Raw genomic sequence first — 13308 nt, 5'->3', positions numbered from 1 at the left:
GCCCCGAAAGGATGCTTTCAAGCGGGGGCTCGCCGAACCGAGGTGTATGTACGACGGTCTCAAGGGATTCCGCGACTTCTACCCCGGCGAGCAGTCCGCCCGCCGGGAGGTGACCGACGCGATCGAAGGCGCCGCGAGCCGGTACGGCTTCCGCGAGGTCGCCACGCCCGCGCTCGAACGGACGGAGATGTACGTCGATAAGTCCGGCGAGGAGATCGTCGAGGAGCTGTACGCCTTCGAGGACAAGGGCGGCCGCAGCGTCGCCATGACGCCCGAACTCACCCCGACCGTCGCCCGGATGGTCGTCGCGAAGGGCCAGGAGCTGTCGAAGCCGATCAAGTGGGTCTCCACCCGTCCGTTCTGGCGCTACGAGCAGGTCCAGCAGGGCCGCTTCCGCGAGTTCTATCAGACGAACATCGACGTGTTCGGCTCGTCGGCGCCCGAGGCCGACGCCGAGGTGCTGGCGGTCGCCGCCGACGCGCTCACCGACTTGGGGCTCACCGGCGACGACTTCGAGTTCCGCGTCTCGCACCGAGACATCCTCGGCGGACTCGTCCGCGCGCTCGCCGACGACCCCGACGCGGTCGACGCGCCCGCCGCGATCCGGGCGGTCGACAAGCGCGCGAAGGTCGACGACGGCGAGTACTTCGGGCTCCTCTCGGACGCCGGCCTCGACCGCACGACCGCTCGAGAATTCGACGACCTCATCTCGGGCGTCGACGCCCCCGAGGACCTCGACGCGGTCGCAGAGGCCGGGGGCGAGGACGTGGAGGCGGCCGTCGAGAACCTCCGGAACGTGCTCGCCGCGGCCGACGAATTCGGTGCCGGCGAGTTCTGTGAGGTCTCGCTGACGACGGCCCGGGGGCTCGACTACTACACCGGCGTCGTCTTCGAGTGCTTCGACTCCACGGGGGAGGTGTCCCGCTCCGTCTTCGGCGGCGGGCGCTACGACGACCTTATCGAGAGTTTCGGCGGCCAGCCGACGCCCGCGGTCGGCGTCGCCCCCGGCCACGCCACCCTCAAACTCCTCTGTCAGCGTGCCGGCGTCTGGCCTGACGAGGCGCTGACGACCGACTACTACGTGCTCTCGGTGGGCGACACGCGTGCCGAGGCCGCCGCGCTCGCTCGTGACCTCCGAGCGCTCGACGACGGCGTCGTCGTCGAGCAGGACGTCTCCGACCGCTCGTTCGGCGCTCAGCTCGGCTACGCCGACTCGATCAACGCGGAGACGGTCGTGGTCGTCGGCGAGCGCGACTTGGAGAACGGCGAGTACACGGTGAAAGACATGGCGAGCGGCGACGAGACGACCGTGCCGGTCGAGGAGTTCCCGCCCGAGGAGGGACTGCCGACGTACGAGGACTACGAGTAACCGAGGCGGGGTCGCCGCGGACGTTACTTAAAAGCTTCCCGCAGGAACACCAGCGCGCCGCCGAGCATGGCGAGGTTGCCGAAGAAGGCCAACCGCTCGCCGCGTTTGTCGTCCTCGTCGGCGTTCCAGAAGTCGTGCATCGTCGCGGTCACGACCGTCAGGAAGGTGACGGCCGCGCCGGTCGTAAGCCGAGGCGCCCGCCAGAGCGCGATCCCGACCCCGGAGACGAGCATCATCCCCGAGGCGAACGGGGCCGTGAAATCGGGCACGGGGACGCCCGCCGATTCGGCGTACTCTATGGTCTCGTCCATCTCGCGGAAGTCTTCGGAGGCCTGTGCCGCGAGGCCGATCCCGAGCAGCACGCGGCCGAGCCGCGAGGGGGCTCCGCGACCGCCGGCCGTCGCCTCGGAGCCGTTGGCGTCGTCGGTGTCGTCTGTCATACATCTCCGTTCGGTAGCATGACACATAAATCGACGTGCGAGGGAACGGGAAGTCCCGTTATCCCCAGTTCCACCGGGCGTGGAGCCGGCGGACGGAGAGGTCGAGCCAGAAGCCGATGAAACCGATCACCAGCATGATGGCGGGTATCTCCGCGTAGGAGAACCGGTCGCGGGCGTCCAAGATGAGATACCCCAGACCGGTGTTGACACCGAGCATCTCCGCGGGAACGAGGATGATCCAGAGGATGCCGATCGACAGGCGGATCCCCGTGAGCATATCGGGGATCACCGCGGGGACGACGACCCGGCGGAGCAGGGCCCGCGTGTCGCCGCCGAGCGACTCGCCGACCGTGATCCAGTCGTCGTCGATGGTCGCGATCCCGTGGGCGGTGTTCAACACGATCGGCCAGAGGCCGGCCATGAACATCACGAACACCGCCGACTGAGTCCCCACGCCGAAGACGATGATGGCGATCGGGAACCACGCCAGCGGCGAGATCATCCGCATGAACTGGAAGAGGACCGTCGTCGCGCGTTCGGCCGTCTTGAAGTACCCGACGACGATCCCGATCGGGAGCCCGACCATCAGGCAGAGTCCGAGCGCGATTGCGAACCGGGAGACGCTGACGAGCACGTGCTCGTAGAACGCGGGCGAGACGACGAGATCCGAGAGGACGGCGAACGTCGTCGTCGGAGCGAAGTTCGTGATGATGCCGCTGCCGAGCGCCGTCACCGCCCACCAGACGGCGAGACCGCCGAGGATCCCGACCGACGGTAGCAGGCGGTCGGCCCCCTCGATCAGCTCAGAACCGTATCGTCTCTTGTCTCTCGTAGCCATTCTCCTCAGGAACGTCGAACGCCGGCGGGCCGCCGGCCGCTTCCAGCGCTGTGCGAACGGGGTCGTACGCGACGAGGTCGTCGGCGACCGCCGTGGGATCGACGTCATCGAGGAAGGCGTCCTCGCCCTCCACGCGCGTCTCGCGCATGCGACGGATCAGCTCCTTCGTGTACGACGGGTATGGGTACGGGTAGAAGCCGATCCGGTCGATATCCCAGTCGGCGTTGCGGATCGCGCCCGACTCACGGTACGGCTCGTGCTCGTCGTAGTGGGTGAGTGCGCGGTCGATCGGCTCCGGCCCCTGCGGAAGCAGGCCGCTCCCCTCCGAGGAGAGCAGCTGCGCGGCCTCCGACCGGTTCTCGCGGAGGTACTGCTGGGCGTCGATGAGCCCACTCATCACGTCCGTCGTCCACTCCGGCTGCGACTCCACGAGTTCCTCGCGCATCACGACGACGCAGCAGGCGTGCTCGCGCCAGACGTCGCCGGTGAATCGTAGGATCTTCCCGCCGGCGTCGAGTTCGCCGATCGCGTTGAACGGCTCGGCGACGATGTACCCCTCGATGGAGCCGTTCTCCAGCGCCGCAGGCATGTCCGGCGGCGGCGTCACGACGAGATTTACCTCGTCGTCCGCCACCTCGTCGGCCGAAGAGTCCGTCCGAGGCGTGAGTCCGTGCTCGCGGAGCCCCATTTGGAGGATGACGTTGTGGATCGAGTACCAGAACGGGACGGCGACGGTGCCGCCGCCAAGGTCCGACCACTCGCCGATGTCCTGTTGAACCGTCAGCGCGGAGCCGTCCGTGTGGTCCCACGCGACGACCTTGACGTTCGCGTCCAGTTGGGAACCGTAGCGCATCCACACCGTCATCGGCATCAGGAAGTGAGCGACGTTGACCTCGCCGGAGAGGAACGCCTCCGCGAGGTCCGACCAGCCGCGGAACAGAGTCGGCTCCGCGGCGTCGACGTCGTGGTCGGCGAAGTGGTCGTTGGCGTATCCCGTCAACAGGGGCGCCGCGTCGGTGATCGGGAGGTACCCTATCTCGGCGGTCGGCGGGCCGGCGTCGCCGCCGTCACCGAGACAGCCGGCAGTCGAGCCGACGCCGGCCGCCGCGAGCGACGCCAGCCCCGACTCTTTCATGAACTCGCGGCGCGAGAGCCCGCTCGTACGGGCCTTCGCCGAAGGGTTCCGCCACCCTGCGCCGCCGGTGAGTTCACGCGCGCTCGCAGCGACGTCGGGGTCGACGTCGTGGCTCGTATGATCGTGCGTCATTCGAGTCCCACCGCCTCCAGCCGTTCGAACGTCGACGCCCGCTCCGCGAGGAACGCGTCGTCGTCCCGCGAGCGCGTCTCGCTGTCGATCTGCTCGACGTGTTCGATGCCCACGGGGACCGGTCCCATGATCGCGACGCGGTCGCCGAGGTACACCGCCTCGTCGATGTCGTGCGTGACGAACACGGCGGTGACGTCGAGCTCGTCGACGATCCGCAACAGCTCGTCCTGCAGTTCCATCTTCGTCAGCTGGTCGAGCGCAGAGAACGGCTCGTCCAGCAGCAACACATCGGGATCATTCGCGAGCGTGCGCGCGAGAGACGCGCGTTGCGCCATCCCGCCGGAGAGGTCGGACGTGTCGGCGTCGGCGACGCCGTCGAGCCCGACCAGTTCGAGCAGTTCGTCCACGTGGTCGGGGCGTGGGTCCTCGCCGCGGAGCCGCGGTCCGATCGCGACGTTCTCGCGAACCGAGAGCCACGGGTACAAGAGCGGGTCCTGGAAGACGACGCCCCACCGGTAGTCGGGTCCCGTCACCGACTCGCCGTCGATCTCGACGCGGCCGCCGGTCGGGTCTTCGAGTCCCGCGAGCAGGTGTAGCAGGGTCGTCTTGCCGCAGCCGGACGGGCCGAGCAGACAGCAGACCTCGCCTGGGGCGACGTCGAGGTCGAGCCCGTCGAAGACGAGGGTCTCGTCGTACCGCTTCGTGAGGTCGCTGGCGACGATCGGCGCCGCGTCGGTCGCGCCGCGGCCGGCGTCGTCGGGGTCGCCGGGGTCGCCGGGGTCGGCTCCGACTGCGGACGCGGAGTCCGACCCCTCACCGCTGCCGTCGGTCGTCGGCGCACGAGACTCGAGGGACATCTATCAGTCCGCCGTCGCCTCGGGCTCGTCCTTCTCGGACTCGTCCTCGTCGTCCGGGAGCACGCTGTCGTTCTCGAGCTCCTCGGCGGTCCCGATGTCGGCGTCGTCGGGGACGAACCCCTTGCCGCGCATCCAGTCCGTGGTCGCGTCGATCCGCTTCTCGTCGGGGGCGCGCACGGGGAGGAACTCGCGGAGTTCGAACTCCTCGCGGAGCCGCTCGAAGTTCACGTCGTCGAAGGCGGGTTTGTCGGCTGCCTCGTCCGCCAACAGTTCGACGTACCGGTCGGTGTATCCCTCGAGGTCGTCGTTGATGTCGGCGACCGCGCGGTTCAGCGCCGCGAGGAACCCCTCCAGCTTCTCCGGGTCGGGCTGCTCGCGCGTGGTGATGGCGGCGCGGCACGGCCCGTCGAACACCTCTTTCAGCTCCTCGTCGTAGCGGCCGAGCGTGACGAACGGCTCCAGCACCGCGATGGAGTCGACCTCGCCGTTCTTCACGGCGTCGAAGCGGTCTTCGGCCTCGCCGACGTGCTCTAAGACGATTTCGTCGTCCTCGAACCCCTCGTTCTCGAGCATCTCTCGCATCGAGTAGAAGGAAGTGGCGTACTTGTTGATCCCGACGGAGCGACCGCGCAGATCGTCGATGGTCTCGGCGTCGTCGGCGGCGTCGACGAAGACGACACGATCCCACTCGCTGTAGGAACCGACGATGTCGCGGTCGGTCTCGGAAACCTCCTGAATCGCGTTCCACTCGCAGACGCCGTGGGTGCCGCCGTCCTCGTCCATATCGTCCCACCAGTCGGCGTCGAAGGCGTTCTCGCCCTCGAAGTCCTGCGTGCCCGGCGCGAAGTACGAGAGGTCGGCGTCGACGCCCTCGTCCTCGAAGTACCCGTTCTCCTCTGCGACGTCCTGCACCAGTCTCCACGTGAAGTATTCGTGGGAGACATTGAGGTCTGACATCAAATGCTTCTTGGTTTTATTGTAAGGTATAGCTCCCGAAACCGACAAGGATGAGCGGGGAAACCGTTTTTGTGCAAATATTGCGACGGCCACGCAGGCTCGGTCGCTAGATAGTAATAGAAACGACGGTGAATCGCCGCGAGAGCACCGCTACCGGCAGCCTGTATTTTTCGGACGAGAAGGGTTCACACTCGGTGTACCAGCAACATTTGTTCATACCTCCGCCGGCACCAGAAAATGGCGTCTCAGGTTCGCTCGATGCGGTTCAACAGGGTTGCCGTCGCCTCGGCGTCGAACGCCATCGGTCGTCGCCACCACGGGCCCCTCCCCGAGTCGCTGGAGAGCGCTGTGACGAGGCGGTTCGCGTCCGCGCCCGCCTCGGGCGTGCTCAGGGGGACGGCGCGCTCGAAGAGCCCCGAGGCGGCCGGGTCGCCGGCGACGACGACCCGCGCGTCGAACGGGTCGCGCTTCAGGTGGGCGTTCGTTGGTGCGAGGGCGGCCGCCGCGTCTCGGTCGACGGTGCGGCTCTCACCCCTGCTGTCGTCACCAACCGCCAGCACTCGTTCAACGCGGATCCCCGCGAAGAGGTACGCGCCCCAGTCAGGCGCGAGGTCGCCGTCGGGGTCGAATTCGTCTCGCTCGGGTTCACTGTGGTCTTCCACCTCGCCCGGCCCGCCCCACCCGTGCGGTCGCAGCGACAGCGTCGCGTAGAAGAACAGCCAGTCGCCCGGTCCGAGGCCGGCGATCCGCCTCGCCTTCACGCCGTGCGGGTCGCCGTAACTGGCTCGGGCGCGACCGTGGACGCCGGGGAACTCCGGATCCATGTGGACCGGCGTCTCGCGCAGGTCGGCCGGCACCGCGAAGGGCAGGTCGAGGTCGGCGTACGTCGGAAGCGGCTCGTCGGTCGGAAATCGCTCGCGCGGGAGCGTCGCCGCCGATTCGGGAATCGGCACGTACGCGAACGAACCGTCGGGGTACACCGGTCCCCGAAATCCGGGCTGGTTCGTGTTGGCGGCGACGTTGACGGCGACGGCGAGGGGGTCGGCCATTACAACGGGTCCGGGCGAATCAGTCCGCCGCGGCGGCGGTTGGCTCGTGGTCGATATCGGTCCCGAGCAGGTCGAGGAACTGCGCGATCCACTCGGGGTGGTCGGGCCAGGCCTGACCGGTGACGAGGTTCCCGTCGGTCGTCACGCCGTCGACCCATGAGCAACCGGCGGCCTCGACCTCGGGCCTGACCGCGGGGTAGGCGGTGATCTCGTAACCGTCGAGCACGCCCGCGGCCGCGAGGATCTGGGGCCCGTGGCAGATCGACGCGACGGGCTTGTCGGCCTCGAAGAAGTGCCGCACCGCGTCGAGCACTTCCTCGTACCCGCGGAGGTACTCGGGCGCGCGTCCGCCGGGGACGACCAGCGCGTCGTACTCGGTCGGATCGACCGCGTCGAGTCCGTGGGTGAGTTCGAAGTCATGGCCGCGGGTCTCCAGGTACGTCTGGTCGCCGCGGAAGTCGTGGATCGCGGTCTTGACGCGCTCGCCCGCCTCTTTCTCCGGACAGACGGCGTGGACCTCGTGCCCGACCGCCTGCAGTGCCTGGAACGGCACCATGATCTCGTAGTCCTCGCCGAAGTCGCCGACGATCATCAGTATTCGCTTTCCTGTCATGCGTTCAACACCACGCCGACGTACGCGCTGCTGGTAAATAACGATACTGACGTGCGCTACCACGAAACGAGGTAGCCGGCGAGGGTCGCGGACCGCGGGGCGCCGACGCGGGGCGACGGCGGCTCACGCCCGTCCCGGCTCGGTCGGCTCGTAGACGCGGACCCATCCGTCGCTTCCGACGTTGACGAGTAATTCGGCGTAGCGGAACTCGACGCGCGCCGTCCCATCCCGAGCGCTCCCGGTCGTTTCGGGACCGAAGAACGCCTGCTCGATGCCGTCGGCGTCGATGACCTCGTACAGCGGGGGAGAGAGGTCGGTCGGGTCGACGCCCTCGCCGTCTGCAACGGCGAACGCGATGGCCCTCGCGAGCTCGCCGTCGTCCTCGGGGTCGTACAGCCGCTGCGCGACCCGATTCCAACGGACGTTCCGCCCGAGCGTCACCGGGGCACCGTCGGATCGGTCAGGCATCCGACTCACCGTCCGGGGGCCGGTCGGAGCCGACGACCGAGACGCGCAGACGCCGGACGCTCGGGGGGATCATCGGACCGGCTCGTCAACCAACGAGAGCACAGTCTGTTCGAGTTCGTCCATGTCGGGACTGTTGTAGGCGTCTTCGGTCTGCCATCTGTAGCGGACCTCGTGCGACTCGTCGAGCGTTACGAGCGCCCGCTTCGGGACCCCCCGGTGGTGTTCCCACTCGTCGTACACGAGGTCGAACTTCCTGATGACTTCTCCCTCCGTGTCGCTCAGGAGGGGGAAAGAGAGGTCGTACTGCTTAATGAACCGCTTGTGCGCGTAACACGAGTCCCGCGAGATGCCGAACACGTCGACGTTCTCGGTGAACGAGAGCCACTCGGCATCCCGGATCCCGCAGAGCTCCTCGGTACACACCGGGCTGAAATCGAACGGGTAGAACACGAGCACCACCGCCCCGCCGTCCGTGTAGTCGCTCAATCGGTATTTGTTGATTTCGTCGCCTTCGGTTCCCGGTAACGTGAAATCGAAGGGTCCTCCCTCTGCGTCGCTCATGTGTTAATCTCGGCTTACCGAGAGATACTGTTTCGGGGTGGTGAATAATGGAACTTATACCGACCCCGGGTTATCCCGAATTGTGTCGAATTTCCGAGTAATTCGCGTCGAGACTGGGGGACACGCGCTCGGCGGTCGTCCGACGCGCATTCCCCGCTGCCCCGTTCGACCGTAGCGCGGGACGCGCCCGCCGGCGTCGCCGTCAGCCGAGGAAGTCGATGCCGGTCACTTCGAAGCGCGCTCCCCCGCCCTCCGCGGCGACAGCCACGACGTCCCACCCGTGGGCGTTGACGATGGTTCGAACGACAGAGAGCCCGTACCCGTGACCGCCGTCGCTCGTGGTGAACCCGTGATCGAAGACCTCCTCCCTGTGTTCGGCGTCGATTCCCGGGCCGTCGTCCTCGACGTAGAAGCCGGTGTCGAGCGGACCGACGCGAACCGTCACGTCGTCGCCGCCGTGGTCCGCGCTGTTCTGGAAGAGGTTCTCGAACAGCTCGCGGAGCCGGTCGGGGTCGCTGCTCACCGACCGAACGGTCTCGTAGCGGAGCGTCGCGTCGGAGCCCAGATTCAGTCCCGCCCACGCCGAGTCGACGACCTCGCCGATGTCGGTCGGCTCCGGGTCGCTGACGACGTTCCCCTGTCGCGCGACGCGGAGCAGGTCGTCGACGAGCCGCGCCATCCGGTCGGTCGTGTCGTCGATCGTTTCGAGGTGCGCCTCGTCGCCGGTCTCCTCGTACAGCGTCAGGTTCCCCTCAATGACGTTCAGCGGGTTCCGCAGGTCGTGCGCGAGGATGTCGGTGAACTCCTTGAGGCGGTCGTTCTGGCGCTCTAACATCCGCTCGTACTCCTTCGTCTCCGTCGTGTCCCGGCTGATCGCCGCGAACCCGCGAAACACGCCGTTCCACAGCGGCGACAGCGTCAGGGTGCCCCAGAAGACGGAGCCGTCCGCGCGCCGGTGCCAGTGTTCGAACTCGACCGACTCCTCGCTCGGCTCCTCGAAGAAGTCCCCGGGCAGCGAGTCGGAGTCCGCCTCGCCCTCGTCGTCGGCGAACAGCATCCGAACGTGCCGGTCGAGGACCGCCGCCGCGTCGTGCCCGTAGAGCGCCGTCGCCGGCGCCGGCCACGTGACGATGTTTCCGTCGGCGTCCAACATGAAGATGGCGTGCGTGGAGACGCCTTCGAGGAGGCGACGGGCGACGGCGTCTCCCGATTCGGACGCGTCCGTCGGAGGATCGTGGGGGTCCGTCGGAGGATCGAGGGCGTCCGTCATAAGAAACGATTACGCTCCCCTTACCAGTCCCTTCGGACTGGCCTACCAAGGTACTTAAATCAGCACCGAGCGACGCGGCCCCGCGGGCGTCAGTCCGCCAGTTCGACCACCATGACTTCCATGTCGGAACCCGTGCCGCCGGTCCGGTACTCCCACGTTCCGCGGGGGTCGACGCCGCTCTCGAGGGCGTCATGGAGCACCCGACCGAGGGCGACCTCGAACTCCTCTGTACTCGATATCTCGTCGTCGGATGTGTCATCAGTTGTCATGGTGAAACGTACAATCGACTGCGATACGACGCTGTCGCGGGACTCGCCGCCACACAAACAGAGACCGCAGTCGCCTGTCTCTACGATTCTTGATAGGTCCTCTGACGTGATAACACCACCGAAACGCATGGTACACCAAGGTTAATCGCGCTCCCGTAGAAGCTCCCTACGGAGTGTTTAACGCGCTTGCGCCAGAACGGGGCTGTATCTAATGAGCGTTATCGTTGAGTTGACTATTCCATCTGCGGCGTTCGAATTGGGACAGATCCTCCGAGTCGAAGAGCCGACGCAGCTCACGCTGGAAACGATGGTCCCGCTGGGCGGGAGACCTACCCCGTTCGTCCGAATCCGGAACGACGCGCGGGAGACGTTCGAGAGCTCCGTCCGCGAGCACCCGTCGGTCAACGATATCACGCTCGTCAACACCCACGAGGACGAGACGCTGTACGCGTTAGACTGGGATCCCTCGGAGGCCTCGCTGTTGCGGCGAATCCTCGATCTGGACGCGGTGCTGCTGAGCGCGGCCGGAACCGCCGACACGTGGGGGCTCGAACTCAGGTTCCCGAGCCACGAGGCGCTCTCGGCGTTTCAGGACTTCTACCTCCACGAGGACATCGACGTGTCGATCGAGCGCATCTACAACCCCACGAAGCCCGACGCGGGACCCTGGTATGGGCTGACGTCCCCGCAGCGCGAGACCCTCAGGGCCGCCGTCAAGGGCGGCTACTACTCGCTCCCGAGGCAGATAGCTACCCAAGAACTCGCGGATTCGTTCGGCATTTCCGATCAGGCCGTCACCGAACGTCTCCGGCGCGGCATCTCCACGCTGGTGCAGAACACGCTGTTGGTCGACGAACTAGACGAGTAGCCGCGTCGCACCTACCTTCCTCCCACCCGGCTATCGGTTCGGCGGCTGGAGATCGCGCCCGACGAGCGCTCAGTTCGGCGGCCGGAGATCGCGCTGGAACTCGTCGAACCGATCGATGTCCACAGGCAGTTCGTACTCGATTTCGCGCTCGTCCTGTCGGTCGGGGAGCCGTCCGTCGTCCAACTCGTCGGCGACCGTCTCCCATCCCGGCTTCACGCGGACGCTTCGGGCGGGCGAGCCGACGACGACGTGATGGTCCGGAACGTCGCCCTGCACCACCGAACGGGCGCCGACGACGCTGTTCTCGCCGACGCGGCAGCCGGCCCGCACCATCGCGTCGTAGGTGACGCGCGCGTCGTCCTCGACGATGGTGTGGAAGTTGCGGACCTCGGTCTGGTCGACGAGGTCGTGGTCGTGGCTGTACAGGTGGACGCCGTCCGAGATGGAGGCGCGGTCACCGATCGTCAGCTTCCCGCGGTCGTCGAGGTGGACGCCGTCGTGGATCACGACGTTGTCGCCGATCTCGATGTTGTGGCCGTAGGTGACGGAGATTCCCTTAAAAAAGCGGCAGTCGTCACCGCACTCGGCGAACAGGTGGTTGCCGAGCATTTGGCGGAATCGGAGGGCGAAGTCGACGTTGTCCGCCATCGGCGTGGCGTCGAACTGGCGCCAGAGCCACTGGAGGTGCTTCGAGCGCTGGAACTTCGCTTCGTCCTTCTCGGCGTAGTACTCCGACTCCAGCGTCGCGTTGCACGGGTCGTACCCCTGCAGGCGAACGCGCTCGGCCCTCGACACCGAGTCCCCGTCCTGCCACGCCTCCCACCTGTCGCGGTCGCCGTGGAGGTCGATCAGCACGTCGCGAACGACGTTACAGGTGTCCTCGTCCGAGGAGAGTCGCTCATCCACCTCGTCGATGAATCCTCGGACCCCGGCCTCCGCGCCGTCGGGCAGGGACACGTGTCGCTTTGTCATCGGCTGTGTTTTGTCGTCGTCCCTCAAAGGGATTCGGTTGTGCAACTCGCACGCACCGACCGCGACATCGCGGCGGTACCGCGCTGGCGACGCGCCCCGGGCAACAGACCTGTTATTGCAATATACATATTGTCACAGCAACACTTTTGTTTCAGTTTTCTGTATTGTTGCACGGTACCATATGCCAGAAGTCAAATTCGAGGTCGACGTCGACAGTCCGCCGGACGAACAGCCGACGGCCAAACCGTTCAACCGATGGCATCCGGACATCCCGGCGGTCGTGGAGACCGAACCGGGCGAAACGATCCGCCTGGAAGCGTTGGACTGGACGGGCGGCCAGATAACCGACAACGACGACCCCAACGAGGTCCGCGACGTCGACCTCTCGCAGGTCCACTACCTCGCCGGCCCCGTCCACGTCGAGGACGCGGAACCGGGCGATCTGTTGAAAGTCGAGTTCCACGACATGGGACCGCTGAACGACCGCTCGGAGTTCGGGTTCACCGGGACCTTCTCCCAGAAGAACGGCGGCGGCTTCCTCACCGACCACTTCCCGGTCGCCGCGAAGTCCATCTGGGACCTCAACGGCTACACCGTCTCCTCGCGACACATCCCCGACGTGCGCTACGAGGGGAAGATCCACCCCGGACTCGCGGGCTGTGCGCCGAGTCAGGAGCTGTTAGAGAGGTGGAACGAGCGAGAACAGGCGCTGATCGACAAACACGAGGCCGACCCGAGTTCGATCCCGAATCATCCGACCGGCGAGGCGGAGCCGGGCGTCGCGAACCCGCCGACTACGGAGGGCGCGCAGATGGGCGAGATGGACCCGGAAGAGGCCGAGGCGGCGGCCCAGGAGGCCGCCAGAACCGTTCCGCCGCGCGAACACGGCGGGAACCACGACATCAAGGACCTCTCTATCGGGTCGACGGTGTACTTCCCGGTCTACGTCGAGGGAGCGAAGTTCGCGCTCGGCGACTTCCACGCCTCGCAAGGTGACGGCGAGATCACCTTCTGCGGCGCAATCGAGATGGCGGGGTACGCCGACCTGGAGTTCGACGTGATCAAAAACGGCATGGAAGAACACGGCGTCGATCACCCGATCTTCGAGCCCGGCCACCGCGGCCCCAACTTCGAGGATTACATCACGTTCTGTGGCTACTCCGTGACGGAGGACGGCGAACAGCGTTACATCGACTCGCACACCGCCTACCGCCGGGCGTGCCTGCAGGCGATCGACTACCTCAAGAAGTTCGGATACACGGGTCAGCAGGCCCTGCACATCCTCGGGACCGTCCCGGCCGAGGGGCGTCAGAGCGGTGTCGTCGACGTGCCGAACGCGTGCTCGACGCTGGCGGTGCCGAAGGGCGTCTTCGAGTTCGATATCTCGCCCGGGAACCTTGACAACCGGGCCGATCGCGGAGATCTCCTCGTCACCGACGACCCACTCGGGTGATCGACCGAGGCGACCGAGGCCGGCGGACCGTCTCGGTCCGCTGGCTCCCCGTGGGCC

General features: G+C 66.8%; 15 protein-coding genes. 3 read left to right on the top strand and 12 right to left on the bottom strand.

Translation table 11 applies throughout. The features are described 5' to 3' along the window. Positions 1 to 46: 46 nt before the first annotated feature. A complete protein-coding gene (gene hisS / locus ACNS84_RS08015; protein ID WP_435074321.1) occupies positions 47 to 1369 on the top strand; it encodes a histidine--tRNA ligase in 1323 nt (440 codons plus the stop codon). 23 nt (positions 1370 to 1392) lie between these two features. Here the strand turns inward: hisS and ACNS84_RS08010 are convergent, their stop codons facing one another. The 11 genes from ACNS84_RS08010 to ACNS84_RS07960 form a co-directional block, all read right to left on the bottom strand. Then, complete coding sequence (locus ACNS84_RS08010; protein WP_435074320.1) at positions 1393 to 1809, bottom strand: DoxX family membrane protein; 417 nt, start codon at positions 1807 to 1809, stop codon at positions 1393 to 1395. Positions 1810 to 1867: 58 nt separating this feature from the next. After that, the gene (locus ACNS84_RS08005; RefSeq protein WP_435074319.1) at positions 1868 to 2647 is read right to left on the bottom strand and encodes an ABC transporter permease; all 780 of its coding nucleotides are present in this window, start codon (positions 2645 to 2647) and stop codon (positions 1868 to 1870) included. After that, positions 2613 to 3914: an ABC transporter substrate-binding protein gene (locus ACNS84_RS08000; RefSeq protein WP_435074318.1), complete on the bottom strand. Its 1302-nt coding sequence runs from the start codon at positions 3912 to 3914 to the stop codon at positions 2613 to 2615. The genes ACNS84_RS08005 and ACNS84_RS08000 overlap by 35 nt, the downstream gene beginning before the upstream one ends. Beyond that, on the bottom strand, positions 3911 to 4771 hold the full coding sequence (locus ACNS84_RS07995; protein WP_435074317.1) for an ABC transporter ATP-binding protein: 861 nt from the start codon (positions 4769 to 4771) through the stop codon (positions 3911 to 3913). Before ACNS84_RS07995 ends, ACNS84_RS08000 begins: the two co-directional genes overlap by 4 nt. A gap of 3 nt (positions 4772 to 4774) precedes the next feature. Further along, positions 4775 to 5728, bottom strand: a complete 954-nt coding sequence (locus tag ACNS84_RS07990; RefSeq protein ID WP_435074316.1) for an ABC transporter substrate-binding protein — start codon at positions 5726 to 5728, stop codon at positions 4775 to 4777. A 245-nt stretch (positions 5729 to 5973) separates the two neighbouring features. After that, positions 5974 to 6777, bottom strand: a complete 804-nt coding sequence (locus tag ACNS84_RS07985; RefSeq protein ID WP_435074315.1) for an Nmad3 family putative nucleotide modification protein — start codon at positions 6775 to 6777, stop codon at positions 5974 to 5976. Between the two features lie 19 nt (positions 6778 to 6796). Continuing rightward, positions 6797 to 7390, bottom strand: coding sequence for a DJ-1/PfpI family protein (locus ACNS84_RS07980; protein ID WP_435074314.1), 594 nt, complete (start codon positions 7388 to 7390; stop codon positions 6797 to 6799). 123 nt (positions 7391 to 7513) lie between these two features. After that, on the bottom strand, positions 7514 to 7858 hold the full coding sequence (locus ACNS84_RS07975) for a HalOD1 output domain-containing protein (protein WP_435074313.1): 345 nt from the start codon (positions 7856 to 7858) through the stop codon (positions 7514 to 7516). Positions 7859 to 7927: 69 nt separating this feature from the next. Beyond that, on the bottom strand, positions 7928 to 8419 hold the full coding sequence (locus tag ACNS84_RS07970) for a redoxin domain-containing protein (RefSeq protein ID WP_435074312.1): 492 nt from the start codon (positions 8417 to 8419) through the stop codon (positions 7928 to 7930). A gap of 202 nt (positions 8420 to 8621) precedes the next feature. Further along, positions 8622 to 9689, bottom strand: a complete 1068-nt coding sequence (locus ACNS84_RS07965) for a sensor histidine kinase (protein WP_435074311.1) — start codon at positions 9687 to 9689, stop codon at positions 8622 to 8624. An 89-nt stretch (positions 9690 to 9778) separates the two neighbouring features. Beyond that, the gene (locus ACNS84_RS07960) at positions 9779 to 9958 is read right to left on the bottom strand and encodes a hypothetical protein (RefSeq protein ID WP_435074310.1); all 180 of its coding nucleotides are present in this window, start codon (positions 9956 to 9958) and stop codon (positions 9779 to 9781) included. 211 nt (positions 9959 to 10169) lie between these two features. Between ACNS84_RS07960 and ACNS84_RS07955 the strand changes: the two genes are divergently transcribed. Further along, on the top strand, positions 10170 to 10826 hold the full coding sequence (locus ACNS84_RS07955) for a helix-turn-helix domain-containing protein (RefSeq protein WP_435074309.1): 657 nt from the start codon (positions 10170 to 10172) through the stop codon (positions 10824 to 10826). 69 nt (positions 10827 to 10895) lie between these two features. On the opposite strand, the gene ACNS84_RS07950 is transcribed toward ACNS84_RS07955, so the two are convergent. Further along, complete coding sequence (locus ACNS84_RS07950; protein WP_435074308.1) at positions 10896 to 11798, bottom strand: acyltransferase; 903 nt, start codon at positions 11796 to 11798, stop codon at positions 10896 to 10898. A gap of 181 nt (positions 11799 to 11979) precedes the next feature. Here ACNS84_RS07950 and fmdA point away from each other — a divergent pair, with 181 nt between their 5' ends. Next, a complete protein-coding gene (gene fmdA / locus ACNS84_RS07945; protein ID WP_435074307.1) occupies positions 11980 to 13251 on the top strand; it encodes a formamidase in 1272 nt (423 codons plus the stop codon). Positions 13252 to 13308: the final 57 nt, after the last annotated feature.

The organism is Halorubrum wangae (assembly GCF_051194135.1).
In the GTDB taxonomy this organism is placed as follows: domain Archaea; phylum Halobacteriota; class Halobacteria; order Halobacteriales; family Haloferacaceae; genus Halorubrum.
Note: the sequence above shows the minus strand (reverse complement) of the source record. Positions and strands in the feature narration are given on the sequence as shown.

Excerpts from the sequence above, each read along its gene's own strand:
- hisS (WP_435074321.1), top strand. The coding sequence starts at position 47 with ATGTACGACGGTCTCAAGGGATTCCGCGACTTCTACCCCGGCGAGCAG.
- ACNS84_RS08010 (WP_435074320.1), bottom strand. The coding sequence starts at position 1,809 with ATGACAGACGACACCGACGACGCCAACGGCTCCGAGGCGACGGCCGGC.
- ACNS84_RS08005 (WP_435074319.1), bottom strand. The coding sequence starts at position 2,647 with ATGGCTACGAGAGACAAGAGACGATACGGTTCTGAGCTGATCGAGGGG.
- ACNS84_RS08000 (WP_435074318.1), bottom strand. The coding sequence starts at position 3,914 with ATGACGCACGATCATACGAGCCACGACGTCGACCCCGACGTCGCTGCG.
- ACNS84_RS07995 (WP_435074317.1), bottom strand. The coding sequence starts at position 4,771 with ATGTCCCTCGAGTCTCGTGCGCCGACGACCGACGGCAGCGGTGAGGGG.
- ACNS84_RS07990 (WP_435074316.1), bottom strand. The coding sequence starts at position 5,728 with ATGTCAGACCTCAATGTCTCCCACGAATACTTCACGTGGAGACTGGTG.
- ACNS84_RS07985 (WP_435074315.1), bottom strand. The coding sequence starts at position 6,777 with ATGGCCGACCCCCTCGCCGTCGCCGTCAACGTCGCCGCCAACACGAAC.
- ACNS84_RS07980 (WP_435074314.1), bottom strand. The coding sequence starts at position 7,390 with ATGACAGGAAAGCGAATACTGATGATCGTCGGCGACTTCGGCGAGGAC.
- ACNS84_RS07975 (WP_435074313.1), bottom strand. The coding sequence starts at position 7,858 with ATGCCTGACCGATCCGACGGTGCCCCGGTGACGCTCGGGCGGAACGTC.
- ACNS84_RS07970 (WP_435074312.1), bottom strand. The coding sequence starts at position 8,419 with ATGAGCGACGCAGAGGGAGGACCCTTCGATTTCACGTTACCGGGAACC.
- ACNS84_RS07965 (WP_435074311.1), bottom strand. The coding sequence starts at position 9,689 with ATGACGGACGCCCTCGATCCTCCGACGGACCCCCACGATCCTCCGACG.
- ACNS84_RS07960 (WP_435074310.1), bottom strand. The coding sequence starts at position 9,958 with ATGACAACTGATGACACATCCGACGACGAGATATCGAGTACAGAGGAG.
- ACNS84_RS07955 (WP_435074309.1), top strand. The coding sequence starts at position 10,170 with ATGAGCGTTATCGTTGAGTTGACTATTCCATCTGCGGCGTTCGAATTG.
- ACNS84_RS07950 (WP_435074308.1), bottom strand. The coding sequence starts at position 11,798 with ATGACAAAGCGACACGTGTCCCTGCCCGACGGCGCGGAGGCCGGGGTC.
- fmdA (WP_435074307.1), top strand. The coding sequence starts at position 11,980 with ATGCCAGAAGTCAAATTCGAGGTCGACGTCGACAGTCCGCCGGACGAA.